This is a genomic window from Streptomyces subrutilus, from assembly GCF_001746425.1.
GTDB lineage: Bacteria > Actinomycetota > Actinomycetes > Streptomycetales > Streptomycetaceae > Streptomyces > Streptomyces subrutilus_A.
Genome location: NZ_MEHK01000001.1, coordinates 4892672 through 4915206 on the forward strand (window position 1 = coordinate 4892672; position 22535 = coordinate 4915206).

Consider the following 22535-nt stretch of genomic DNA (forward strand, 5'->3'; position numbering starts at 1 on the left):
CCCATGACTGTCCTTGCGCACAGGGTGGACACCCTCACCCGCGACGCCCTCGCCGTCCTCCAGCCCGGCTTCGAGGGCACCACCGCCCCCGACTGGCTGCTCCGGCAGGTCGCCGAAGGGCTCACCGCGGTCGGCCTGTTCGGCCGCAACATCGCCTCGCCCGAGCAGCTCGCCGCGCTGACCGCGCAGCTGCGCGCGGAGCGCGAGGACGTGCTGGTCGCCATCGACGAGGAGGGCGGCGACGTCACCCGCCTCGAGGTCCGCGGCGGCTCGTCCTTCCCCGGCAACCTGGCGCTCGGCGCCGTCGACGACACCGACCTCACCCGGGAGGTGGCCCGCGAGCTGGGCCGGCGCCTCGCCGAGTGCGGGGTCAACCTCAACTGGGCCCCGTCCGCGGACGTCAACTCCAACCCGGACAACCCGGTGATCGGCGTACGGTCCTTCGGCGCCGACACCCACCTCGCGGCCCGGCACACCGCCGCGTACGTCGAGGGCCTGCAGGCCGCCGGGGTCGCCGCGTGCACCAAGCACTTCCCCGGCCACGGCGACACCAACGTCGACTCGCACCACGCGCTGCCGCGCATCGACGTGGACCTGGACACCCTCCAGGCCCGCGAACTCGTGCCCTTCCGGGCGGCGATCGAGGCCGGCACCAAGGCGGTGATGAGCGCGCACATCCTCGTGCCCGCCCTCGACCCGACCCGCCCGGCCACCCTCAGCCCGCAGATCCTCACCGGCCTGCTGCGCAAGGAGCTCGGCTACGAGGGGCTGATCGTCACCGACGGCATGGAGATGAACGCCATCGCCGGGACGTACGGGATCGAGCGCGGCTCGGTCCTGGCGGTCGCGGCCGGCGCCGACGCGATCTGCGTGGGCGGCGGACTCGCCGACGAGGCGACCGTGCTGCGCCTGCGCGATGCGCTGGTCGCGGCCGTACGGGAGGGCACGCTGCCCGAGGAGCGGCTGGCCGAGGCCGCCGCGCGGGTCCGCGCGCTGGGGGAGTGGACCCTTCTCCAGACTCCGTCCGGGGGGACCCCCAGGGCCCGGCCGGACGCGCGGCCGGAGGGGAGCCGCGGGTCCGGCATCGGCCTGGAGGCGGCCCGCCGGGCGGTGACCGTCACCGGGACGGGGGGCCCGCTGACCGCTGCCCCGTACGTGGCGACGCTGGCGCCGGTCGCGAACATCGCGGTCGGGGACGAGACCCCGTGGGGGCTGGCCGCCGAGCTGGCCGCGCTGCTGCCGGGGACGGCCTCGGGGGTCTACCCGGAGGGTGCGTCGGCGGCGGACGTCCTGGCGGCGGCCGGCGGCCGGACCGTGGTCGCGGTGGTGCGCGACGCGCACCGGCATCCGTGGATGACGGAGGTGCTCGACGCGCTGGTCGCTGCGCGGGGCGACACCGTGGTGGTCGAGATGGGGCTGCCTCGGGCTGCGGCGCGGGGCCGGCTGTACGTCGCGACGCACGGCGCCTCTCCGGTCTGCGGCCGAGCCGCGGCCGAAGCCCTCACGGCCCCCTGACCCAGCCCCCGAAGCCCGGGGCCGCCCCCCGGGCCCCGCGCCTCGATCACCGTCTGTCCGACCACGTCCGCGGCGCCGTTGCCGGGGCTCCGCCCCAGACCCCGCGCCTCAAACGCCGGCGGGGCTGGGTTGGCCCGCGCCTCAAACGCCGGCGGGGCTGAGGTGGCCCGCGCCTCGATCGTCGGCGGGCTGGTGGGCCCGCGCCTCAAGTGCTGACGGGGCTGGGTGCGGTCCCGCGCTCGATCGCGGGTGGGGCTGTATCTGTCCGAGTGCGCCCGCGGCGCCGTTGCTGGGGCTCCGCCCCAGACCCCGCGCCTCAAACGCCGGCGAGGCTGAGTTGGCCCGCGCCTCGATCGTCGGCGGGGCTGGGTGGGCCCGCGTTTCGAACGCCGGCGGGGCTGGGTGGCCCGCGCATCAAACGCTGGCGGGGCTGGGTTGGCCCGCGTCTCAAACGTCGGCGGGGCTGGATGTGCGCCTCGTACGTTGGCGGGGGTGGGGTGGTCGCGGCCGCATGGCGGCGGGTTACGGGGCTTCGGGCGGGCGGGGGCGGTGTGCCGCGCCTGGCCGGCGGCAGGGGGTGGAGTTCAGCCTCGCCGGCGTTTGAGGCGCGGGGTGCGGGGCGGAGCCCCGGGACTTTGAGCCTCGCCGGCGATTGAGGCGCGGGGTCGGGCGGAGCCCGGGCAAGGTGTGGGGACCCGCCCGACCGTACCTCCGGGTGAGCTGGGCTCGGGGCCGGCGAAGGCCGGGCTCCCTTCAGGGGGCCCGGCCTTCGGTTCGTGCGGCTACAGGCCCTGCCAGGCCGGCTTGTTCGCGTACGTGTGGCGGAAATAGTCCGCCAGCTTCAGCTTCGACGCGGCCGCCTCGTCCACGACGACGGTCGCATGCCGGTGCAGCTGCAGCGCGGACGCCGGGACCAGCGCGGACAGCGGCCCCTCGACCGTCTGCGCGACGGCCTCGGCCTTGCCCTCGCCGGTGGCCAGCAGCACCAGGTGGCGGGCGTCGAGGATGGTGCCGATGCCCTGCGTGATGACGTGGTGCGGCACCTGGTCTATGTCGTCGTCGAAGAACCGCGCGTTGTCCACGCGGGTCTGCTCCGTCAGCGTCTTGATCCGGGTCCGCGAGGCCAGCGAGGAGCAAGGCTCGTTGAAGCCGATGTGCCCGTCCGTGCCGATGCCCAGCAGCTGGAGGTCCACACCCCCGGCCTCGGCGAGCGCCCGGTCGTAGGCCTCGCAGGCGGCCACGATGTCCGCGGCGGAGCCGTCCGGGCCCATGAAGGAGGCCTCGGACAGTCCCAGCGGCTCCACGACCTCGCGCAGCACGACCGCGCGGTAGGACTCGGGGTGCCCGGCCGGCAGGCCGACGTACTCGTCGAGCTGGCAGATCCGCGCGCGGGAGGCGTCGACCTCGCCCGCGGAGACCTTGGCGGCGAGGGCCTCGTAGATGGGCAGCGGGGTGGAGCCGGTCGCCACGCCGAGCAGGGCGTCGGGCTTGCGACGGACCAGCGCCGCCATGGCCTCCGCGATGAGCTCTCCGCCTGCCTTGGCGTCCGGGACGATGACAACTTCCACGCGGGGCCTGCCGATCTGAGTGGTGTCCCCCCGGCGGGGCGAGGGGTATGTGGGCATGTTGTGGTATAGACCAATCTAGCAGAGTCGGGCCCCCCACACCCCGGTTCTCGCCCATTCCATGGTGGTCCGAATCCCCGCAGGCGCACTCCGGCACCCGGGCCGGGCAGCGGGGGCGTGGTGCGGGCTCCTGGCCGACGGAACAGCCGCGAGGAAGTGCGGCGGGGAGGGCCGCGCGGTACCGGCCCGCGAGGGCGTGCAAGGTCTTGGAGGCCGGCTGCATGGCCGCGCTCGCCCACGCCGGCGTACGGCCGGGGCGCGGGCCTGTGCGTCGGGGGATCGAAGGAGCGGGGCGAGGCCGCCGCGTCCGGGGGATTTCCTCTGGGCCACGGTGCCCGACGGGACCCTCAACCCGTCCGGCACCGTAGCCCGGAGTACTTACGGCCGAGGGTGTGCGGTTCCCGCGGCCGTGGGAGGTGCCTGCGCGGTCAGGGCAGAGCGCGCGGCTTACCTCGATCCGTCCTCCTGTGCGGGGAGGGCGGAAGCTTAAGGCAATTGTGGACTAGACCATTCTGTTCTGTCCATCCAATGACGGGACCCTGAATGCCGTCACTTCCTCCAACAGTACGCGTCCTGGGCCCGTCCTGTGTACTCCCCGGTATTCCCGTGGGGAAAGTCATGAGGCGTACCCGGGGTACGCTCGCCACGTGCCCTCCATGAACGACCTCGTACGCCAGCACACCGCTCTCAGTGAAACCGAGCTGGAGTGGCTGCACCTGCTGGTCTCGGAGTGGCAGCTGCTCTCCGACCTGTCCTTCGCCGACCTCGTGCTGTGGGTGCCCACCCTGGACGGCACCCGGTACGTGTCGGTCGCGCAGATGCGCCCGAACACCGGCCCCACCTCGTACCAGGACGACATGGTCGGCCACCTGGTGCCGCGCGGCCGCCGTCCCCTGCTCGACGCGGCGCTCGACGAGGGCCGGATCGTGCGCGAGGGCGACCCGGAGTGGCGCGAGGAGGTGCCGGTGCGCGTCGAGTCCATCCCCGTGCGCCGCGAGGGGCGGGTCCTCGGCGTGATCGCCCGCAACACCAATCTGCTCACTGTGCGTACACCCAGCCGGTTGGAGCTCACCTACCTCCAGTCCGCCTCCGACCTGGCCCAGATGATCGCGGCGGGCTCCTTCCCGTTCCCCGGCCAGCAGGTCGACATGGACGCCTCCCCGCGCGTGGGGGACGGCCTGATCCGGCTCGACGCCGACGGCGTGGTCACCTACGCCTCGCCGAACGCGCTCTCCGCCTACCACCGGCTCGGCCTCGCCTCCGACCTGGTCGGGCAGCACCTCGGCGACACCACCACCGAACTCGCCCCCTCCCGCGGCCCGGTGGACGAGGCCCTGGTCAAGCTGGCCAGCGGCTGGGCTCCGAGGGAGACCGAGGTCGAGGGCAACGGCGGGGTCATCCAGCTGCGCGCCATCCCGCTGAAGCCGAAGGGGACGCGGATCGGCTCCCTGGTGCTGTGCCGCGACGTCACCGAACTGCGCCGTCGCGAACGCGAACTGATCACCAAGGACGCCACCATCCGGGAGATCCACCACCGGGTGAAGAACAACCTCCAGACCGTGGCGGCCCTGTTGCGGCTCCAGTCCCGCCGCATGGATTCGCCCCAGGGGCGCGAGGCGCTCAACGAGGCCGTGCGCCGGGTCGGTTCGATCGCGATCGTGCACGAGACGCTGTCCCAGAACCTCGACGAACGGGTCGAGTTCGACGAGATCGCCGACCGGGTGATCGCGATGGTCTCCGAGATCTCGCCCGGCAAGGTCGCCTGCCGGCGCACCGGCCGGTTCGGGATCCTGGACGCGGAGGTCGCCACTCCGCTGTCGATGGTGCTGACCGAGATCCTGCAGAACGCCCTGGAGCACGCCTTCACCCAGGGGGAGCGGGGCACGGTCGAGGTGTCGGCCGCCCGCAGCGGATCCGGCCGCGCCGACGGCCGGCTGCTGATCACCGTGCTCGACGACGGCAGCGGCCTGCCCGAGGGATTCGATCCCCAGCGCGCCGGCAACCTCGGGCTGCAGATCGTGCGCACCCTCGTCGAGGGCGAGCTCGGCGGAACCTTCGACATGGTCCGGGCCGAGCCGCGCGGCACCAAGGTGGTCCTGGACATCCCGTCCAGCCCCCAGAAGTAGCGGGGGAGGCGTCACCCAGCGTGACGGGGCAGTTTCCAGGTCGTCCCGGACAGCACTGAGCCCCGGACCGAATGGTTCCCGGTCCGGGGCTCAAGAGCACGTTGCCAAGCGCTTATACAGGTACTACGCGCTGCGCGTCGAGGCTCGAAAGTCGTTGTCAGGCGCTGGCGTTGCGCGCCCGGTTGCGAGCGGCGCGGCGCTTCATCGCGCGGCGCTCGTCCTCGCTGAGACCGCCCCAGACGCCGGAGTCCTGGCCGGACTCGAGCGCCCACTGCAGGCACTGCTCCATGACGGGGCAGCGGCGGCAGACGGCCTTGGCTTCCTCGATCTGCAGCAGCGCAGGACCGGTGTTGCCGATGGGGAAGAACAGCTCCGGGTCTTCCTCACGACAAACGGCGTTGTGACGCCAGTCCATGGCTGCTACCTCTCTTGATGTGACATGCACGTTGCTTGTGAATGTGAACGCTTTCACGAATCCCCCCGTGGGGGAAGGGCCGACACCCAGTTGCCTGGTGTGGTCCGAAGATTCGTGGAGGGGTTCTGGCGGTCTGTGTGGGTGCCGGTTCTGCGGGCTGTCCCGATCGCCATGTAGAGATTCGCAAACCTCGGACGGGGATACAACCCCTTCCGGAAAGTTTTTTTTGATTCGTCGGTGTCTACTAGGTCACAGCCCTACTTCCTGGGGGTGGACCAGCGTGTAAACGTTCGAGTGAAAGGACTTTGGGCCCTTCCGCTCACACAATCACACGCAGTGCCCGCCGTACGCCTGTGAACCGAACGCTGGTGCGCAGACCGAGGTGGTCTCCGTCCATCTGGAACGGAAGCGGGACCTTCGAATGCAAGGTGAAGTCGGTCAGATCGTGTAGAGACACCGCGTGCTTGCCGTGTGGACCTCGTTCAGGAGTCGAGGTCAGGAGCTGTGTCGCGTAGCGAACGACCGCCGGAGTTGACAAACGGTTGAGGGCCAGTACGTCAAGCGCAGTATCGAACGACGCCTCCGGAGAGGCGTACAGCGGGCGATTGCCCAGATACGTCCACGGCGAGGTGTTGCAGACTATCGACAGCACCAGATCCGTCACCGGATCGGCGCCCGGACGCTCCAGGGTGACCGTGCCGTGCCGGCGGTTCGGCTCGTCCCAGAACTGGCGCATCAGCTGTCGCACGTACAGGGCATGCGTCGAACGCTTGCCGCGCTCGCGCTGCTGCTCGACCCGCCCCACCACGCCCGCGTCGAAACCGAAGCCCGCGCAGAAGGTGAACCAGCGGGCCGGGACCGACTCGTCCTCCGTGCCCGGGGTGCCGGCGGCCAGGCCCAGGCCCACGATCCGCTCGCGCTGCTCGCGCAGTGCGTCCAGCAGGGCGCCGGTCGACTCGACCGCGTCGTTCGGCAGGCCGAGTGCGCGGGCGAAGACATTGGTGGAGCCGCCGGGCACCACCGCCAGCCGCGGCAGCCGCTCCGGATCGGGTCCGTCGTGCAGCAGTCCGTTGACCACCTCGTTGACCGTGCCGTCGCCGCCCAGGGCGACGACGAGGTCGAGCCCCTCGTGCGCGGCCCGTCGGCCCAGGTCCCGGGCGTGGCCCCGGTACTCGGTGGTCACCGCCTCCAGCTTCATCTCGCTGGCCAGGGCGTGGGTCAGGACGTCGCGCGTGCGCGCACTGGTCGTCGTCGCTGCTGGGTTGGCCACGAGAAGTGCACGCATGAGCGCCAGACTACCCACCCCTTCTCAAGGCGTCCCTACTGCCCGTCCCCTCCGGCGTCCGGGGTACGCGGCTACCCTGCTGGAGTGAGTAAGAAGCAGCCCGCGAAAGCCGCCGCCCCCACCGCCACTCCCGCCACCGAGGCCGCCGCGCTGCCCGGCCGGCTGACCGCCGCCGCCGTGCTGACGGCCCTGGAGGGACTGGCGCTGGCCGGCCTCGGCGTCTACATGCTGTACGTGGGCATCGCCGGTGATCCCGACTCCCCGCAGCAGGCGGAGACGGGCGGCATCACCCTGCTCGCGCTCGCCGCGCTGCCGCTGGTCGCGGCCCGCGGTCTGCGCCTGGGCCGCAGCTGGAGCCGCGGCCCGGCACTGATCACCCAGCTGATGGCGCTGCCGGTGGCCTGGACCCTGTACAACACCGGCGGCGCGATGATCATCGCCGCGGTGGCCCTGGCCCTGGCGGCGGTGGCCGTCGCGGCCCTGCTGGTGAATCCGACGGCGACCGAGGCTCTGGGTATCGGGCCCGGACAGCAGGCCCGATAGTCCGCTCCGCCCGACCGCTTCTCCCCGCCCGCTCCGCTACTCCTCGACGAGGAGCTTCTCGCGCAGCTGGGCCAGGGTGCGGGCGAGCAGCCGGGAGACGTGCATCTGGGAGATGCCGACCTCCTGGGCGATCTGCGACTGGGTCATGTTCCCGAAGAACCGGAGCAGCAGGATCCGCTTCTCCCGGGGCGGCAGGCCCTCCAGCAGCGGCTTGAGCGACTCGCGGTACTCGACGCCCTCCAGGGCCTCGTCCTCCGCGCCCAGGGTGTCCGCGACCGCCGGCGACTCGTCGTCGGTGTCCGGGACGTCCAGCGAGAGCGTGCTGTAGGCATTGGCCGATTCCAGCCCCTCCAGCACCTCCTCCTCGGAGATCCCCAGGCGTTCGGCCAGTTCGTGGACCGTGGGGGAGCGGCCGTGCTGCTGGGACAGTTCGGCCGTGGCCGTCGTCAGCGAGAGCCGCAGCTCCTGCAGGCGCCGGGGTACGCGGACCGCCCAGCCCTTGTCACGGAAGTGCCGCTTGATCTCGCCGACCACGGTGGGCGTGGCGTAGGTGGAGAACTCGACCCCGCGGTCCGGGTCGAACCGGTCCACCGACTTGATCAGGCCGATGGTCGCGACCTGCGTCAGGTCGTCGAGCGGCTCGCCGCGGTTGCGGAACCGTCGTGCCAGGTGCTCGACCAGCGGCAGGTGCATCCGTACGAGCCGGTTGCGCAGCTCGGCCTTCTCCAGCGAGCCGTCGGGCAGCGCCCGCAGCTCGATGAACAGGGCGCGCGCCCCGCTGCGGTCGCGCGGATCCGGCAGCGGCGCGATCGCCTGGAACGCGGGCGCTTCCGTGGGAACCGGCGCTTCCGGGGCCGTGGCAGCGGCCGCCGGCGGCTGCGCCGGCTGTGGTTCTTCGTGCTGGTTGTCGCTCATAGGGCCCGCCCGTCGCTCCGCCGAGTCCAAAAAGCCGTCTTCCGCATCCGCGTCAGCCGGGTGCGGCCGGGCGTGCTGCTGCTCCGGGATGCCGCCGTCGACCTCGTGCCGTACCCGGGGCCGATCCCCGCCCCGCACCGGGATCTCCCCGCCGCTCACGCCGGGCCTGGTCCCGCGCCGCGTTGTTTGTAGAGACTGATGCTCACCGTCCGGTCCTCCTCGACGGTCGACTCGACCTTGCCGGCCAGCGCCGACAGTACGGTCCAGGCGAACGTGTCGCGCTCCGGCGCACGGCCGTCCGTGGTCGGCGCCGAGACGGTCACCTCCAGCGAATCGTCCACCAAGCGGAAGACGCAGCTGAGGACGGAGCCGGGCACGGCCTGCTGGAGCAGGATCGCGCAGGCCTCGTCCACCGCGATGCGGAGGTCCTCGATCTCGTCGAGGGTGAAGTCCAAACGTGCTGCGAGACCGGCCGTGGCCGTGCGCAGCACCGACAGGTAGGCACCCGCAGCGGGCAGCCGGACTTCCACGAAGTCCTGGGTCCCGGGCTCGCCTGCGATCTGGGACACCCTCACCTCCAAGGTGGTACGAGCTCTGTTCGCCGGTGACGCTACCGCGATCCGGGCGATCGTGTCGCGGCACCCCTCGTGAGGCCCGCTGTGGGCGCCCCTTCCCACGGCCAGTGACTGATGGTAAGCCCACGGGTACGCACAGTGGCTAGGGGTCTGCGGGTCCAAATCAGGGGAACCGGCGGAGGGTTGACCTACCCCGCCTCAGACGATCGAACCGTCGACAAAACACCAGCGCCAGATCTCCCCCGGCTCGAAGCTCCGCATCACCGGATGGCCGCTCTTCTCGTGGTGCGCGGTGGCGTGCCGGTAGGGGGAGGAGTCGCAGCAGGCCACGTGCCCGCACTCCAGGCACATCCGCAGCTGCACGGGGTGGCTGCCGACCGCCAGACATTCGCCGCAGGTCCGGTCAGAGGGGACGGGCTCGGGGCGCGGCAGTTCGGCAACGTGGGTGCACTCGCTCATGATGGCCAGCGTACGGCCAGGATGCGGGTGCGCGATGGCTCCGACGACTACCGAGGGGATCTTCGATGGAGGTCTTGCCGCTGGTGGCACTGGTCGCGGGGAGCGCGGCCGTCGCGGGCGCGGCGCGCCGGACACCGGTGCCCGCGCCGCTGCTGCTGGTCGCCGCCGGGCTGCTCGCCGGCTACCTGCCGGGGGTGCCCTCGTACGCGCTCGACCCGCACATCGTGCTGCCGCTGCTGCTCCCGCCGCTGCTGCACACGGCCGCGGTGGACAGCTCGTACCTGGACCTGCGGACCAACATCCGGCCCATCGCGCTGCTGTCGGTGGGCTACGTGCTCTTCGCGACCCTCGCGGTCGGGTACGCGGCCTACCTGGTGGTGCCGGGGCTGTCGCTGCCGGTCGCGCTGGTGCTGGGCGCGGTGGTGGCGCCGCCCGACGCCGTCGCCGCCACCGCGATCGCCCGCAAGCTCGGGCTGCCGAACCGGATCACGACGATCCTGCAGGGCGAGTCCCTGGTCAACGACGCCACGGCCATCACCGCGTACAAGGTGGCCCTCGCGGCCGCGGTCGGGGTGAGCGCCGGCTGGGCGGGCGGGATCGTCGAGTTCCTGCTGGCGTCGGTGGGCGGGATCGGCGTGGGCCTGCTGCTGATGGTCCCGATCCACCAGCTGCGCAAGCGGCTGAAGGAGCCGCTGCTCCAGAACACCCTGTCGTTGCTGATCCCGTTCGTCGCGTACGCGGCGGCCGAACGGGTCCACGCCTCCGGGGTGCTGGCGGTGGTCGTGGTCGCGCTGTACCTGGGGCACCGCAACTGGCAGGTCGACTTCGCCACCCGCCTCCAGGAGGAGGCGGTGTGGAAGGTGGTCGCCTTCGTGCTGGAGTCGGTGGTCTTCGCGCTGATCGGCCTCCAGCTGCCGGTGGTGCTGAAGGGGCTTGGGGAGTACGAGGGGGCCGCCGCGGCCGGGTACGCGGTCGTGGTGTTCCTCGCGGTGGTGGCGAGCCGGTTCCTGTGGGTGTTCCCGGCGACCTTCATGCCGCGCTGGATGTCCGAGCGGATCCGGACCCGGGAGCCGGACACCGACTGGAAGGCGCCGGTGGTCGTGGGGTGGGCCGGGATGCGCGGAGTGGTCTCGCTGGCGATCGCCTTCTCCGTGCCGATGTCGGTGCCCCACCGGGACCTGATCCTGTTCCTCACCTTCACGACGGTCATCGGCACGCTCGTGGTCCAGGGCCTCACCCTGCCGCCGCTGATCAAGGTGCTGCGGCTGCCGCCGCGGGACCCCCAGGCCGAGACGCTGGCGGAGGCGCAGGCGCAGAGCGAGGCCTCGCGCGCGGCGGACGAGCGGCTGTCGGAACTGCTGGAGTCGCCCGAGAACCAGCTGCCGCCGCCGCTGGCGGACCGGCTGCGCACGGTCCTGGAACGGCGGCGCAACGCGGTGTGGGAGCGGCTGGGCGAGGTCAACCCGACGACGGGCGAGTCGGCGGACGAGATCTACCGGCGCCTGGCGCGGGAGATGATCGAGGCGGAGCGGGAGGTCTTCGTGTCCCTGCGGGACCGCCGCCGGATCGACGACGAGATGCTGCGGGGGCTGCTGCGCCGCCTGGACCTGGAGGAGGCGGCGGCCTACCGCGAGGAGACCTGACCGTGTCCCGCGGCGCCGGGGACCGCGGGCCGGCCTGCTCGGGCCCGGGGCTGCGAGGAGGGTGCGGCTCCGGTCCGGAGCGGGTCCGTGACGAGGCTGCGGCTCCGGTCAGGGGGGTCCGAGACGGGGGTGAGGCTCTGGTCAGGGGGGTCCGTGACGAGGGTGAGGCTCTGGTCAGGGGCGGGCTCGTACGCGGCCGCGGCTCCGGTCAGGGCGGGCCTGTCACGCGGGTGCGGTCCCCCGTCAGGGGCGGCCCGTGATGACGGCGGCCACGGTGGTGCCGCGGGGGAAGGCGCCGGAGGCGGTGAGTTCGGTCAGGGCCCAGAGCAGCTTGGCGACGTAGATCCGCTCGACCGGCAGCCCGTGCCGGGACTCGAAGTCGGCGGCGAAGGCGTCCAGCGCGGCCGGGACGCGGGCGTAGCCGCCGTGGTGGAGGCCCTCGGCCAGGGACCAGTCCCCGGCGGGCCCCCCGAAGGCGGCCAGCTGGAGGGAACGTATCTCCGGCGCCAGGAAGCCGCCCGCCAGCACCGGTACGCCCAGCGCCCGCTGCCCGGGCTCCAGCCCGGCGGCCAGCCCCGCCAGGGTTCCGCCGGTCCCGCAGGCCACGGCCACCACATCGGCCGTGCCGCGCAGCTCGCGGCCGAGCTCGGCGCAGCCGGTCAGGGCCAGGGCGTTGCTGCCGCCCTCGGGAACCACGTACGCCCCGCCCGCGCCCGCCTCGTCCAGCAGCCGGGCGAGCTCCTCGGGCTCGGCCTTGCGCCGGTAGGCCGACCGGGACACGAAGTGCAGCCGCATCCCGTCGGCCGCGCACCTGGCGAGGGAATCGTTGAGCGGCCGCCGGGCCAGCTCCTCGCCGCGCACGATGCCGACGGTCTCCAGCCCGAGCAGCCGCCCGGCCGCCGCGGTGGCCCGCAGATGGTTCGAGTACGCCCCGCCGAAGGTCACCACGGCCCGCTGCCCGTTCGCCACGGCGGCCCGCAGATTGGGCGCGAGCTTGCGCCACTTGTTCCCCGGCAGCTCAGGGTGCACGAGGTCGTCCCGCTTCAGCAGCAGCCGGACGCCGCACCGCTCGAACCGCTCGTCCCCGACCGCCCGCAACGGGGACGGCGGACGGGGTCGCAGGAGCGCGTCGGGGTCGGGGTCGGCAGGCTGGTCCACCTGCCCATTGTGGGCCGCCCCGGCCGCGCCGTCGCACGTCGGAGCCGCCCACGGGAGCAGGGGGCCTACTTCAGGCGTTCGGCGACGCGGCGGCGCAGGGAGTCCATCGTGAAGCCCCGGGGGTCGATCTTGCCCGGCTGCCATTCCAGGTGGCCGATCACCGAGCGGGCCGTCCAGGCGTGGACCCGGCACAGGGCCGCCGCCGCGCGGGTGATCGCGTCGAGCTGGACCGCCGGCCAGGGGTCCTCGCCGTCGCCGAGGTTCTCGCACTCGAAGCCGTAGAAGTGGCGGTTGCCGTCGGTGTCCGCCTGGTGGTCCGGCGGCAGCCGCTTCTCGGCGATCACCGCCGCCAGGACGTCCGAGTCCCCGGCCCCCGCGTGGTTGGCACGGCCGTAGCCGACCAGGTGGACCCGGCCGTCCTTGGTGATCACACCGTGGCAGAGCGGGCCGGGCAGGGCGGAGTGGCCGCGGCGGCAGAGGGACACGGTGTTCGCGGTGCCGTTCGTCACGGTGTGGTGGATCATCACGCCGTGCACGGGCCCCCAGGGGCCTTTGTGGTTGCGGTTGTGGGTGCGCCAGGTGCCTACCTCGACGACGGTCAGACCCTCGCGGCGCAGTGCGCCGACGAACCGGTCCGCGGACATGGGTGCGGCCATGACCCCTCCTCCCGTGGACACCGAACGTGTCCACGTCGCTACGCTCCGGTGTAGTGGAGGGGGGCCTTCCGCGCTAGTGGATTCGTACGGCGAGCGAGCCGATCCGGACAACCGTCACCAGGGCCGGGCCGAAGGGGACTTCTGTTCGAACCGGCCCGTCGGGGTCGGCCCGGGCGGGCCGTCGGCGCTGCGAACCGGCCACCCGGCCCGGGGTCTCAGGGCCTTTCGCCCCCGTCGGCGCGCCGCCCGAGATCCCCTGCGGCAACGGTCCGGTCGGGGTCGCCACCGGACCGTCGCCCCTGTCGAAGCTGCGGCCCGCGTGGCCGGAAGCGGTGGTTCCAGAGGGGTGCGTGGGGGAGGAGGGGCCCAAGAGAGTGCCCCGCACCCGGACGGAGTAGTCCCACCCTTTTGTGTAATGGTCCCATCACGCTCGGTACTGCGAGGCTGCGTATCGCAGATTCATGGTGATCGAAAGGGAAATACATGTCGGTCCAGGCAGGTTCCGAAACCGAAGCCCAGACGCCGCAGCGCAGTCTCGGGACGTCGGCCGCACGGAACTTGGCAACCACGACCAAGTCCGCGCCGCAGATGCAGGAGATCACCTCCCGGTGGCTGCTGAAGATGCTGCCGTGGGTGTCCGTGCAGGGCGGCACGTACCGCGTCAACCGGCGGCTGAGCTACTCGGTCGGCGACGGCCGCGTCGAGTTCGTCAAGACCGGGACCCAGGTCCAGGTGATCCCGGCCGAGCTCGGTGAGCTCCCGCTGCTGCGGGAGTACGAGGACCTCGACGTCCTCGGCGAACTCGCCCAGCGGTGCCAGCAGATCGACTTCGAGGCCGGCCAGGAGCTCACCTCCTTCGGCAACGCCTCCGACCGCGTCTTCCTCCTCGCCCACGGCCGCATCGACCACGTCGGCCCCGGCCCCTACGGGGACGACGCCGTGCTGCGGACCGTCGCCGACGGCGCGTACTTCGGCGAGGACTCCCTCGCCGACGAAGAGGCGATCTGGGAGTACACCGCCCGCGCCGCCACCTCCGGCACCGCGCTCGTCCTGTCCCGGCAGGACTTCCAGCTGCTCGCCGACCGCGTCGAATCGCTGCGCGAGCACGTGGAGCAGGTGCGGACGCAGCCCGCCCAGCGCACCAACAAGTACGGCGAGGCGGCCATCGACCTGTCCGCCGGCCACCAGGGCGAGGCCGTGCTCCCCGGCACCTTCGTGGACTACGACGCCCACCCGCGCGAGTACGAACTCTCCATTGCACAAACGGTCCTGCGCGTGCACACCCGTGTCGCCGACCTGTACAACCAGCCGATGAACCAGACCGAGCAGCAGTTGCGGCTCACGGTCGAGGCGCTGCGCGAGCGCCAGGAGCACGAGATGCTCAACAACCGCGACTTCGGCCTGCTCCACAACACCGACTACGACCAGCGCATCCAGCCCCACGACGGCGCGCCCAGCCCCGACGACATGGACCAGCTGCTCAGCATGCGGCGCGGTTCCAAGTTCTTCCTGGCGCACCCCAAGGCCATCGCCGCCTTCGGCCGCGAGTGCAACAAGCGCGGCCTGTACCCGGAGTCGGTGGACATCGGCGGCAACCGGGTGCCGGCCTGGCGCGGCGTCCCGATCTTCCCGAGCAACAAGATCCCGATCAGCGACGCCCGCACCACGTCCATCCTGTGCATGCGCACCGGCGAGGACGAGCAGGGCGTGATCGGCCTGCACCAGCCGGGCATCCCGGACGAGATCGAGCCGAGCCTGTCGGTCCGCTTCATGGGGATCAGCGAGCAGGCGATCATCTCCTACCTGGTCACCGCCTACTTCTCCGCCGCGGTGCTGGTGCCCGACGCGCTCGGCGTGCTGGAGAACGTCGAGATCGGCCGCTGGAGCTGAGGCGGCCGGCCGAAGAGCGACGGAGACACGGACACGCCATGGCCACCACCGAGGCGATCACGACCGGCGAGGGCCACGAGGCGGCGGCCCTGCTGGAGCGGACAAGAGAAACGGTCAACCCGGAGCTGCGCCGGACGGTCGAGAGCCTGCCCGGTTCGATGCGTCGCGTCGCGATGTACCACTTCGGCTGGGAGCACGCCGACGGCACACCGGCCGCGGCCCATGCCGGGAAGGCCATCCGGCCGGCCCTGGTGCTGGCCGCGACCCAGGCCCTGCAAGGGCCGGGCGGGCGGGTGGAGGACGCCGTCCGGGCCGCAGCCGCCGTGGAGCTGGCGCACAACTTCACGCTGCTGCACGACGACGTGATCGACAAGGACGTCCGGCGCCGCGGCCGGGCCACTGCCTGGACCGTCTTCGGGATACCGGACGCGATCATCGCCGGCGACGCCATGATGGCGCTCGCGCTGCGGCTGCTCGCGGAGGACCCGCACCCGGCGTCGGCGGCGGCCTCCGGGCGGCTCGCGACCTGTGTCATCGAGCTGTGCGCGGGCCAGCAGGCGGACTGCGCCTTCGAGCAGCGCGCGTACGTCTCGCTCGACGAGTGCCTGACCATGGCGACGGCCAAGACCGGTGCCCTGCTGGGCTGCGCCTGCGCTCTGGGCGCGCTGTACGCGGGCGCCGGGCCGGACGAGGTCGACGCCATGGACGCCTTCGGCCGGGAGGCCGGGCTGGCCTTCCAGCTGATCGACGACCTGATCGGCATCTGGGGGGATCCGGGGCACACCGGCAAGCCCGCCGGGGCCGATCTGCTCGCCCGCAAGAAGTCCCTCCCGGTCGTGGCCGCCCTCACCTCGGGCACCGCGGCGGGGGAGGAGCTGGCGGCCCTGTACGCGGGTCCCATGACCGGGGACGACGCGCTCAGGGCGGCCGACGCGGTGGACCGGGCCGGCGGGCGCGACTGGGCCCAGGCCCATGCCGCCGACCGGATGGGCCGGGCCGTGCAGCAGCTGTCCCGGGCCGTGCCGGACCTCGGGGCGGCGGGCGGGCTGCTGGCGCTCGCCGAGTTCGTCACGCGCCGTACGCGGTGAGGGCGCCGTACGCGGGGCGATACGTGTGAAGGCGGTCCGGTTCCAGTGCCGAGGGGTGCTGGAACCGGACTGTCCGCCTGCTGGGCCCAACTCTAGGATCGCTCAAGGTTGTTGATGATTGAGCGAAGGGTGAGGCCCATGGGGCTGGAGATACGTCAGGCGGAGCAGTCGGACCGGGACGCGGTGGCGCGGCTGCTCGACGAGGCCTTCCGCGCCGATCCGGTGAGCACCTGGGTCTTCCCGGACCCGGAGCACCGGGCCGCGGTGCACGGCAGGTTCCTCGGGGTCTTCGTGGACGTGGCGCTGGCCGAGGGCCGGATCGACTACGCGGTCGACGGCTCCGCCGCCGCGCTGTGGCTGCGGATCCCGGCGGGCGAGCCGGAGGGCGAGGACGAGGTCCCCGCGAAGATGCGGGCGGTGGCCGACCCCGACAACGAGCGGTGCGAGCTGGTCGGCCGGCTCACGGGCGCGGTGCACCCGACGTCCGAGGAGCACGAGTACCTGCTGATGATCGCGGTCGCCCCGGACCGGCAGGGGGAGGGGCTGGGCACCGAGCTGATCCGGCCGGTGCTGGAGCGCTGCGACCGGGAGGGGCTGCCGGCGTACCTGGAGGCGAGCAGCGAGCGCAGCAAGGGGCTGTACGAGCGGCTGGGCTGGCAGTTCACGGGCGAGGCGGTACGGCTGCCGGACGGGCCGCTGATGTGGCCGATGTGGCGCAAGCCGCAGGGGTAGTCGAGGGGCGGCCGCGGGGGTGGTCGCGGGTGCGGCGCCGGGGCGTGCGAAAAGGGTTTGCGTAACCACTTCAGCTGAAGTACTTTGGTTGACGGGCCCCGGGGCGGTGGCATTGTCGAACGAAAGAGAACCACTTGCGCAAGCTCACGTATTTCGTCGGGACGTCGGTCGACGGCTACATCGCCGATCCGGACGGAGACGGTGACTTCTTCAACCGGTGGGTGGAACCGGGCTACGCCAAGGACATGTTCGGCGAGTTCCCGGAGACGCTGCCCACGCCCGTCCGGGCGGAGCTCGGCCTCGAGGGAGCGGTGGCGAGGCACTTCGACGCGGTCCTGATGGGTCGCGCCACCTATGAGGCCGGGCTGCGGCTGGGCATGACCAGTCCGTACGCCCATCTGGACCAGTACGTCGCCTCCCGCTCCCTCGGAGCCTCGCCCGACCCGGCCGTCCAGATCATCTCGGGCGACGTGGCCGCGCGCGTGCGGCAGCTGAAGGAGCGGCCGGGCCTCGGGATCTGGCTCTGCGGCGGCGCCGAGCTGGCCGGACAGCTGGTCGAGGAGATCGACGAGTTCGTCGTCAAGACGTACCCCGTCTTCGCCGGAGCCGGCATTCCGATGGCCCGGGCCGGCTTCGCCACCCGCGAGCTGGAGCTGACCGACCTCAAGCACTATGCCGGAGGGCAGATCGTGAGCACGTACGCCCGCAGGCGCTGAACCGCCGGACGCGCGAAACCGGCCTACCGTGGAGGTATGGCCGGTGTGAAGCAGCAGCAGAAGCGGGAGACGGTCGCCCCGCAGGCCGGGCACGAACAGCACGTGTGCCCGGCCTGCGGGGGTCTGGTCGAGACGGTGGTCCGACGGCGCAAGTCCCTCGGCGTCTTCGTTCCGGAGTGGGCGGCGGGCCCCTGTCGGAGTCCGGACTGCTCGCGGTACGCGGCTCCGTAAGGGGCCCGCGCCCGGCCCGCCCGGCCCGCCCGGCCCGTCTAGCCCTTCTGGCCCTTCGAGTCCAGGCCGGAAGCGACGAGGCCGTTGGCCCACAGCTGGTTGACGCGCGCCCGCTCGGCGCTGTTCGGGGTGGCGTTCTGGCAGGAGGTGCCCGGACCGCCGCCCGACATCAGCTCACTGCACGGGCCCGAGTAGTGGTCCGGAAGGCCCAGCACGTGGCCGGTCTCGTGCGAGGTCACCCGGGTGGAGTTGTACTGCTGGTTCTGCCGGTAGTCGAGGAAGATGTAGCCGCGGCCGTGGCCGTCCGTGCTGGCGTACGAACCGCGCGAGTCGTTGCCCTCGCGGTAGGAGAAGCTCCCGCCGGAGGAGACCTCCTGCAGTCTGACGTTGGTCACCGAGCTGTTCCAGATCTGGGTGGAACGGGCTATCTGGGTGCGGAAGCTCGGGGCGTTGCGGGTGTTGTAGGTGACGGTCACGGCCAGGGCGCCCGGGTTCGCGGCGCGCTGCTCGGCGACCGAGCGCTGTACGGCTTCGAAGAACGCCTGGGTGGCGGCCCGGTTCTCCTGCGAGCGCTCGTACGCGGTGTAACTCGCGGGGCTGCCGGCCGGGGCGGCGCTGGCGGTGGGGACGACGCCGCCGAGGGCGGCGGCCATGCCGAGGCCGACGGTGGTGGCCAGCATGGCCTTACGGGAGTGGCGCATGTGGGGGAGCTCCTACTCGTCCGGTGCGGTGGGGGGTGGGTCGTTCGCACCGGAGTCTGAGGGAGCGGAAGTGCGCTGCGGATGATGTCACTGCCCGATAGCACGGGGCTATCGGGAAGATTTCGTCAGATCAACTGGTGTGAGAATGGCGGGATTCGGGGGGCTATCGGTGGCTGGTGCGGTCTGCTGGGCGCGCCCTACTCTCGGGTCATGGAGCTTGAGGTCAGGCACCTGCGCGCCCTGTGCGCCATTGCCGACGCCGGGAGTCTGCACAAGGCGGCCCGGCAGCTCGGCGTGAGCCAGCCCTCTCTCACGACCCAGCTGCGCCGGATCGAACGCGCCCTGGACGGCGAGCTGTTCCTGCGCGATCGGACCGGCTGCCGGCCCACCCCCTTCGGGCGCACCGTACTGGGCCGGGCCCGTCCGCTGCTGGCCGAGATGGCCGCGCTGGTGGCGGAGGCCCGGGCGCTCGCCCACGGGCCGCGGCTGCGGATCGGCTCCACGGCCAGCCGGGCGCTGCCGGGCTGGCTCCGGCGGATCCACCGGCGGCTGCCGGACACCGAGACCTCCCTGGTGGTGGACGTGTCCGCCAACGCGCTGCTGCGGATGGCGGCTTCGGGGCAGCTGGACGTGGCCTTCGTGCACGAGGTGGAGGGCAGCCCGCTGCGGGTGCCGGCCGGGCTGCAGCTGCGCGTGCTGATGGAGCGCGAGCCCCAGTTCGTGTCGATGTCCCGGGACCATCCGGCCGCCCGCCAGTCCGTGGTGTCCTTACGGGATCTGGCCGAGGACCGCTGGATGGTGGACCCGTCGGTCGACGGTGAATGGGACGGCCTGCGGCGGGTCTTCGCCGGCGCCGGGCTGGACCCGCCGGTGCTGCACGCCGATTACCACACCGCGAGCTCGCTGATCGTCTCCGGTGAGGCGGTGGCTCCCTGCCAGCCGACCTCCGGGCCGCGCGAGGACATGGCGATCCGCCCGCTGTCCGGCGACCCGCTCGCGGTACGGCTCCTCCTGGCGACCCGCCCCGGCGCCCACCCGGAACTCTACGAGGACCTGCGGGCCGCGTACCGCGAGGTCGCGCTGCTGACGCCGCCGTACCGCGCCTGGCTCCGCCACCACGCGAGCCCGCTCCTGGAGGCGGCGTAGCGGCTGCGCCGTCGCCCTGCGGGCGGTCGGCCGGACCGGTGCTCGCCGTTGCCGTGGCTGCGCCCCGGACCCCGCCCCTCAACCGCCGGCGAGGCTGAAATCGCGCTCCGCGCGATCCAGCCTGCCGTCGGGGGCCGGATCTGTCGTTCGAGCGGCCGGATCTGCTGCTTGCGGGGGCCGAAATCCGGTGCGGCCCCGATCTCCCAGCCTCGTCGGCACTGCTTGACTTCCGCCTACCGCGATATATCGTGTTGGTCAGAAGACGCGATATGTTGCGTGCGTCGAGACCCGTCCGTGAACGCACGAGGAGGACCAGCCCCATGGCCGAGCAGGCGTCGCAGTCGACGTGGCACATCGCCGAAGCGCAGAAGCTCACCTTCGAGGAGCCGGTGACCGAGCTCCGCGTCCGCATCGTGGGCGGCACGGTGAACGTGGTCGCCGCCGAGGAGGGCCCCGCCCGCCTGGAGGTGACCGGGGTCGACGGACCGCCCCTGTACGTGGTGCAGGAGGGCGGCTCCCTCACCGTTTCCTACGAGGACCTGCCCTGGAACGGTTCCCAGGGCTTCAAGCAGTGGTGGGAGGCCAAGCCCTGGAAGGCCTGGTCGAGTTCCGCCTCCGGCCGCAAGGCGTGGGAGCGCAGCGCGGCCCTCACCCTCACCGTCCCCGCCGCCACGGAGGTGGAGGTGGGCGTGGTCGACGCCGCCGCCTTCGTCTCCGGGATCTCCGGCGGCACCGCGGTCAACGCGGTCTCCGGCGATGCCACGCTGTCCGGGCTGTCCGGCCGGGTCAAGGCGCACACCGTCTCCGGCACCGTCGAGGCGCAGTCCGTCACCGGGGACCTCGCCTTCCACTCCGTCTCCGGCGGACTCACGGTGGTCGACGGCGCGGGCGTGAGCGTACGGGGCGACTCGGTTAGCGGTGACATGCTCATCGACCTGGACCTCGACCCCTCCGCGCCCCGCCCGGTGGACATCACCGTCACCTCCGTCTCGGGCCAGGTCGCCATCCGGCTGCCGCACCCGGCCGACGCCCGGGTGGAGGCCAACACCGCCACCGGCGGCGTCTCCAACGCCTTCGAGGACCTGCGGGTCTCCGGACACCTGGGCGCCAAGCGGATCACCGGGACCCTCGGTTCGGGCACCGGCACCCTGCGCGCCACCACGGTCTCGGGATCCATCGCGCTGCTGCGCCGCCCGCCGGCCGAAGCCGACACCCCCGGCGCCCCCGGCGCCCCCCTCCCGTTCGACAAGAAGGTGCTCTGACATGCCGCCCGTCTTCGCCCACGGCCGCCTCCGCCTCTACCTCCTCAAGCTGCTGGACGAGGCGCCGCGGCACGGGTACGAGGTGATCCGACTGCTGGAGGAGCGCTTCCAGGGCCTGTACGCCCCCTCCGCGGGCACGGTGTACCCGCGGCTCGCCAAGCTGGAGGCCGAGGGTCTGGTCACGCACGCCACCGAAGGCGGGCGCAAGGTGTACTCGATCACCGAGGCGGGCCGGGCCGAACTGGCCGACCGGGGCGGCGAACTCGCCGACCTGGAGCTGGAGATCCGCGACTCCGTCACCGAACTGGCGGCCGAGATCCGCGAGGACGTCCGGGGCGCGGCCGGCGACCTGCGGCGCGAGATGCGGGCCGCGGCCTCCGCGTCGGAGACCCGGGTCGACGACGAGTCCTGGGCGGCGGTCAAGGAGGAGCTGAGCCGGGCGCGGCAGGAGTGGAAGGAGCAGGCCCGGCGGGCCAGGGACGAGAGCCGCCGGGCCCGCGAGGAGGCCCAGCAGGCCCGCCGCCAGGCCAAGGAGGCCCAGGAGCGGGCCCGCGCGGAGGTCCAGCGCGTCACCCGGCAGTTCCAGGAGCAGTTCGCCAAGTCGGGCGGGGTCCTGGGCAGCCTGGCCGGAGCATGGCTCGGCGGGAGCGGAGCGACGGGGTCCGGGTCGGCGGCGGCCGAGCCGGCGGAGTCCACCGCGCCGGCCGGCTCCGCCGCACCCCCGGTGGCCGACACCGACTGGGCCGAGGACCTGGCCCCCACCGGCGACCCGGCGCGGGACCTGGACCGGCTGCTGGACCGCTTCCGCGACGAGGTGCGGGACGCGGCCCGGGACCACGGGGTGACCCCGGCCCAGCTGGCCGAGGCCCGCGCCCACCTCGCGGTCGCCGCCGCCCGGCTGAGGGCGACGCTCCGAGCCGGGTCGTAGCTCCGGCCGGCAGCCCCGGCAGCCCCGGCAGCCCTGGCGGCCCCACGGCCCCGGCGGCCTCGCAGCCGGGGCGGGCGCGGCAGTCGGTGCGCGCCTCATACGGCGGCGGGGCGGCGGCTCAGGCGGCCAGGGCCGATTCCGCCGTGTCGTAGGTGATGCCGTGGTCCGTGAGGACCTCGGAGACCGTGCCGGGGCGCGAGAGCAGGGCCAGGAGCAGGTGCACGGTGCCGATGTGCCTGTCCTTGCGGCCCAGTGCGATCCGCAGGGACTGCTCCAGGGCGTTCTTCGCGTCCTCGGTGAAGGGGACGTGGCGGTTTCCCGTGCGGGCGTCCGGCTCGGCGCGCCCCAGGGCGGAGCGGAGCGAGCCGCCCAGGGTGCGCCTGCGCGGCGCCGGGGCCGCCAGCGCGCCCTCGCCGTGGGTCTCCTCGACGCGGGAGACGATCTCCGCGAGGTCGATGCCGAGGCCGGCCAGCGCCTCCTCGTCCGCCCGCGACATGCCACCCCGGCGGCGGGCCGCCGCGAGGTCGGCGGCGACCGCCGTACGGTCCACGCCCAGGGGGTCCAGGACTCCCAGGGCCAGCAGGGAGAGCAGCAGGTGTTCCCGGGTGACCGTGGGGTCTCCGGCCTGCCGGGCCTCGGCCACCGCGCCCGTCACGGTCGACCGGGCGTCCCGGGTGAAGCGTTCGAACATCAGATCCTCCCGTGCTTCTTGTGCACGGCCTGCCGGCTGACGCCCAGCTCGGCCGCGATCTCCTGCCAGGACCATCCCTGCGCGCGGGCACTGCGCACCTGTACGGCCTCCAACTGCTCCAGCAGCCTGCGGAGGGCGGCCACGGCACGCAGGCCCACGCGCGGGTCACGGTCACCGGCCCGTTCGGCGAGATCGGTAGCTTCCGTCATGGGTGTCAATGTAGGTTGACGCGAGA

At 72.8% G+C, this 22535-nt stretch carries 23 protein-coding genes; 12 read left to right on the forward strand and 11 right to left on the reverse strand.

The features are described 5' to 3' along the window. Window positions 1-3: 3 nt before the first annotated feature. Window positions 4-1515 carry a glycoside hydrolase family 3 protein gene (locus BGK67_RS23185; protein ID WP_069921886.1) on the forward strand — a complete coding sequence of 504 codons (1512 nt, stop codon included), beginning with the start codon at window positions 4-6 and terminating at the stop codon, window positions 1513-1515. A gap of 782 nt (window positions 1516-2297) precedes the next feature. Here the strand turns inward: BGK67_RS23185 and nagB are convergent. Further along, window positions 2298-3083: a glucosamine-6-phosphate deaminase gene (nagB, locus tag BGK67_RS23190; RefSeq protein ID WP_069921887.1), complete on the reverse strand. Its 786-nt coding sequence runs from the start codon at window positions 3081-3083 to the stop codon at window positions 2298-2300. A gap of 713 nt (window positions 3084-3796) precedes the next feature. Between nagB and BGK67_RS23195 the strand changes: the two genes are divergently transcribed. Next, the gene (locus BGK67_RS23195; RefSeq protein WP_069921888.1) at window positions 3797-5266 is read left to right on the forward strand and encodes a sensor histidine kinase; all 1470 of its coding nucleotides are present in this window, start codon (window positions 3797-3799) and stop codon (window positions 5264-5266) included. A gap of 157 nt (window positions 5267-5423) precedes the next feature. Here BGK67_RS23195 and BGK67_RS23200 read toward each other — a convergent pair whose 3' ends face one another. Both BGK67_RS23200 and BGK67_RS23205 read right to left on the reverse strand, forming a co-directional pair. Next, entirely contained in the window at window positions 5424-5681 is a 258-nt protein-coding gene (locus BGK67_RS23200; RefSeq protein ID WP_003953983.1) for a WhiB family transcriptional regulator, read from the reverse strand. 319 nt (window positions 5682-6000) lie between these two features. Beyond that, the gene (locus tag BGK67_RS23205) at window positions 6001-6966 is read right to left on the reverse strand and encodes a diacylglycerol/lipid kinase family protein (protein ID WP_069921889.1); all 966 of its coding nucleotides are present in this window, start codon (window positions 6964-6966) and stop codon (window positions 6001-6003) included. An 84-nt stretch (window positions 6967-7050) separates the two neighbouring features. Between BGK67_RS23205 and BGK67_RS23210 the strand changes: the two genes are divergently transcribed. Next, window positions 7051-7509 carry a hypothetical protein gene (locus BGK67_RS23210; protein ID WP_069921890.1) on the forward strand — a complete coding sequence of 153 codons (459 nt, stop codon included), beginning with the start codon at window positions 7051-7053 and terminating at the stop codon, window positions 7507-7509. 36 nt (window positions 7510-7545) lie between these two features. On the opposite strand, the gene BGK67_RS23215 is transcribed toward BGK67_RS23210, so the two are convergent. The 3 genes from BGK67_RS23215 to BGK67_RS23225 form a co-directional block, all read right to left on the reverse strand. Continuing rightward, on the reverse strand, window positions 7546-8568 hold the full coding sequence (locus tag BGK67_RS23215; RefSeq protein WP_432215524.1) for an RNA polymerase sigma factor SigF: 1023 nt from the start codon (window positions 8566-8568) through the stop codon (window positions 7546-7548). An 11-nt stretch (window positions 8569-8579) separates the two neighbouring features. Next, window positions 8580-8993 carry an ATP-binding protein gene (locus tag BGK67_RS23220; RefSeq protein ID WP_030153599.1) on the reverse strand — a complete coding sequence of 138 codons (414 nt, stop codon included), beginning with the start codon at window positions 8991-8993 and terminating at the stop codon, window positions 8580-8582. 204 nt (window positions 8994-9197) lie between these two features. After that, window positions 9198-9458 carry a UBP-type zinc finger domain-containing protein gene (locus BGK67_RS23225; protein ID WP_069921892.1) on the reverse strand — a complete coding sequence of 87 codons (261 nt, stop codon included), beginning with the start codon at window positions 9456-9458 and terminating at the stop codon, window positions 9198-9200. Window positions 9459-9523: 65 nt separating this feature from the next. Between BGK67_RS23225 and BGK67_RS23230 the strand changes: the two genes are divergently transcribed. Next, the gene (locus BGK67_RS23230; protein ID WP_069921893.1) at window positions 9524-11101 is read left to right on the forward strand and encodes a Na+/H+ antiporter; all 1578 of its coding nucleotides are present in this window, start codon (window positions 9524-9526) and stop codon (window positions 11099-11101) included. Between the two features lie 243 nt (window positions 11102-11344). Here BGK67_RS23230 and BGK67_RS23235 read toward each other — a convergent pair whose 3' ends face one another. Both BGK67_RS23235 and BGK67_RS23240 read right to left on the reverse strand, forming a co-directional pair. Continuing rightward, complete coding sequence (locus BGK67_RS23235) at window positions 11345-12259, reverse strand: 1-aminocyclopropane-1-carboxylate deaminase/D-cysteine desulfhydrase (RefSeq protein ID WP_069921894.1); 915 nt, start codon at window positions 12257-12259, stop codon at window positions 11345-11347. Window positions 12260-12324: 65 nt separating this feature from the next. Beyond that, a complete protein-coding gene (locus BGK67_RS23240; protein ID WP_208948737.1) occupies window positions 12325-12915 on the reverse strand; it encodes an N-acetylmuramoyl-L-alanine amidase in 591 nt (196 codons plus the stop codon). A 483-nt stretch (window positions 12916-13398) separates the two neighbouring features. On the opposite strand from BGK67_RS23240, the gene BGK67_RS23245 reads away from it, so the two are divergent. From BGK67_RS23245 to BGK67_RS23265, 5 genes are all read left to right on the forward strand, one after another. Beyond that, a complete protein-coding gene (locus tag BGK67_RS23245) occupies window positions 13399-14805 on the forward strand; it encodes a family 2B encapsulin nanocompartment shell protein (RefSeq protein ID WP_069921895.1) in 1407 nt (468 codons plus the stop codon). Between the two features lie 38 nt (window positions 14806-14843). After that, complete coding sequence (locus BGK67_RS23250) at window positions 14844-15893, forward strand: family 2 encapsulin nanocompartment cargo protein polyprenyl transferase (RefSeq protein WP_069921896.1); 1050 nt, start codon at window positions 14844-14846, stop codon at window positions 15891-15893. Window positions 15894-16031: 138 nt separating this feature from the next. Next, window positions 16032-16625, forward strand: coding sequence for a GNAT family N-acetyltransferase (locus BGK67_RS23255; RefSeq protein WP_069921897.1), 594 nt, complete (start codon window positions 16032-16034; stop codon window positions 16623-16625). A 134-nt stretch (window positions 16626-16759) separates the two neighbouring features. After that, a complete protein-coding gene (locus BGK67_RS23260) occupies window positions 16760-17341 on the forward strand; it encodes a dihydrofolate reductase family protein (protein ID WP_069921898.1) in 582 nt (193 codons plus the stop codon). A 36-nt stretch (window positions 17342-17377) separates the two neighbouring features. Beyond that, a complete protein-coding gene (locus BGK67_RS23265; RefSeq protein ID WP_069921899.1) occupies window positions 17378-17572 on the forward strand; it encodes a hypothetical protein in 195 nt (64 codons plus the stop codon). Between the two features lie 38 nt (window positions 17573-17610). On the opposite strand, the gene snpA is transcribed toward BGK67_RS23265, so the two are convergent. After that, window positions 17611-18273 (reverse strand): snapalysin, encoded by a 663-nt coding sequence (snpA, locus tag BGK67_RS23270; RefSeq protein ID WP_069921900.1) that lies wholly within the window; start codon window positions 18271-18273, stop codon window positions 17611-17613. A gap of 210 nt (window positions 18274-18483) precedes the next feature. On the opposite strand from snpA, the gene BGK67_RS23275 reads away from it, so the two are divergent. From BGK67_RS23275 to BGK67_RS23285, 3 genes are all read left to right on the forward strand, one after another. Continuing rightward, window positions 18484-19419 carry a LysR family transcriptional regulator gene (locus tag BGK67_RS23275; protein ID WP_069921901.1) on the forward strand — a complete coding sequence of 312 codons (936 nt, stop codon included), beginning with the start codon at window positions 18484-18486 and terminating at the stop codon, window positions 19417-19419. Between the two features lie 320 nt (window positions 19420-19739). Next, window positions 19740-20681, forward strand: coding sequence for a DUF4097 family beta strand repeat-containing protein (locus BGK67_RS23280; RefSeq protein ID WP_069921902.1), 942 nt, complete (start codon window positions 19740-19742; stop codon window positions 20679-20681). 1 nt (window position 20682) lies between these two features. Next, window positions 20683-21609, forward strand: a complete 927-nt coding sequence (locus BGK67_RS23285; RefSeq protein ID WP_069921903.1) for a PadR family transcriptional regulator — start codon at window positions 20683-20685, stop codon at window positions 21607-21609. Window positions 21610-21727: 118 nt separating this feature from the next. Here BGK67_RS23285 and BGK67_RS23290 read toward each other — a convergent pair whose 3' ends face one another. Together BGK67_RS23290 and BGK67_RS23295 are read right to left on the reverse strand one after the other, a co-directional pair. Next, window positions 21728-22300: a Clp protease N-terminal domain-containing protein gene (locus tag BGK67_RS23290; RefSeq protein WP_069921904.1), complete on the reverse strand. Its 573-nt coding sequence runs from the start codon at window positions 22298-22300 to the stop codon at window positions 21728-21730. Continuing rightward, entirely contained in the window at window positions 22300-22509 is a 210-nt protein-coding gene (locus tag BGK67_RS23295; RefSeq protein ID WP_069921905.1) for a helix-turn-helix domain-containing protein, read from the reverse strand. Before BGK67_RS23295 ends, BGK67_RS23290 begins: the two co-directional genes overlap by 1 nt. Window positions 22510-22535: the final 26 nt, after the last annotated feature.

Excerpts from the sequence above, each read along its gene's own strand:
- BGK67_RS23290 (WP_069921904.1), bottom strand. The coding sequence starts at position 22,300 with ATGTTCGAACGCTTCACCCGGGACGCCCGGTCGACCGTGACGGGCGCG.
- snpA (WP_069921900.1), bottom strand. The coding sequence starts at position 18,273 with ATGCGCCACTCCCGTAAGGCCATGCTGGCCACCACCGTCGGCCTCGGC.
- BGK67_RS23200 (WP_003953983.1), bottom strand. The coding sequence starts at position 5,681 with ATGGACTGGCGTCACAACGCCGTTTGTCGTGAGGAAGACCCGGAGCTG.
- BGK67_RS23275 (WP_069921901.1), top strand. The coding sequence starts at position 18,484 with ATGGAGCTTGAGGTCAGGCACCTGCGCGCCCTGTGCGCCATTGCCGAC.
- BGK67_RS23295 (WP_069921905.1), bottom strand. The coding sequence starts at position 22,509 with ATGACGGAAGCTACCGATCTCGCCGAACGGGCCGGTGACCGTGACCCG.
- BGK67_RS23205 (WP_069921889.1), bottom strand. The coding sequence starts at position 6,966 with ATGCGTGCACTTCTCGTGGCCAACCCAGCAGCGACGACGACCAGTGCG.
- BGK67_RS23245 (WP_069921895.1), top strand. The coding sequence starts at position 13,399 with ATGTCGGTCCAGGCAGGTTCCGAAACCGAAGCCCAGACGCCGCAGCGC.
- BGK67_RS23195 (WP_069921888.1), top strand. The coding sequence starts at position 3,797 with ATGAACGACCTCGTACGCCAGCACACCGCTCTCAGTGAAACCGAGCTG.
- BGK67_RS23280 (WP_069921902.1), top strand. The coding sequence starts at position 19,740 with ATGGCCGAGCAGGCGTCGCAGTCGACGTGGCACATCGCCGAAGCGCAG.
- BGK67_RS23185 (WP_069921886.1), top strand. The coding sequence starts at position 4 with ATGACTGTCCTTGCGCACAGGGTGGACACCCTCACCCGCGACGCCCTC.
- BGK67_RS23230 (WP_069921893.1), top strand. The coding sequence starts at position 9,524 with ATGGAGGTCTTGCCGCTGGTGGCACTGGTCGCGGGGAGCGCGGCCGTC.
- BGK67_RS23285 (WP_069921903.1), top strand. The coding sequence starts at position 20,683 with ATGCCGCCCGTCTTCGCCCACGGCCGCCTCCGCCTCTACCTCCTCAAG.
- BGK67_RS23255 (WP_069921897.1), top strand. The coding sequence starts at position 16,032 with ATGGGGCTGGAGATACGTCAGGCGGAGCAGTCGGACCGGGACGCGGTG.
- BGK67_RS23240 (WP_208948737.1), bottom strand. The coding sequence starts at position 12,915 with ATGGCCGCACCCATGTCCGCGGACCGGTTCGTCGGCGCACTGCGCCGC.
- BGK67_RS23225 (WP_069921892.1), bottom strand. The coding sequence starts at position 9,458 with ATGAGCGAGTGCACCCACGTTGCCGAACTGCCGCGCCCCGAGCCCGTC.
- BGK67_RS23250 (WP_069921896.1), top strand. The coding sequence starts at position 14,844 with ATGGCCACCACCGAGGCGATCACGACCGGCGAGGGCCACGAGGCGGCG.
- BGK67_RS23265 (WP_069921899.1), top strand. The coding sequence starts at position 17,378 with ATGGCCGGTGTGAAGCAGCAGCAGAAGCGGGAGACGGTCGCCCCGCAG.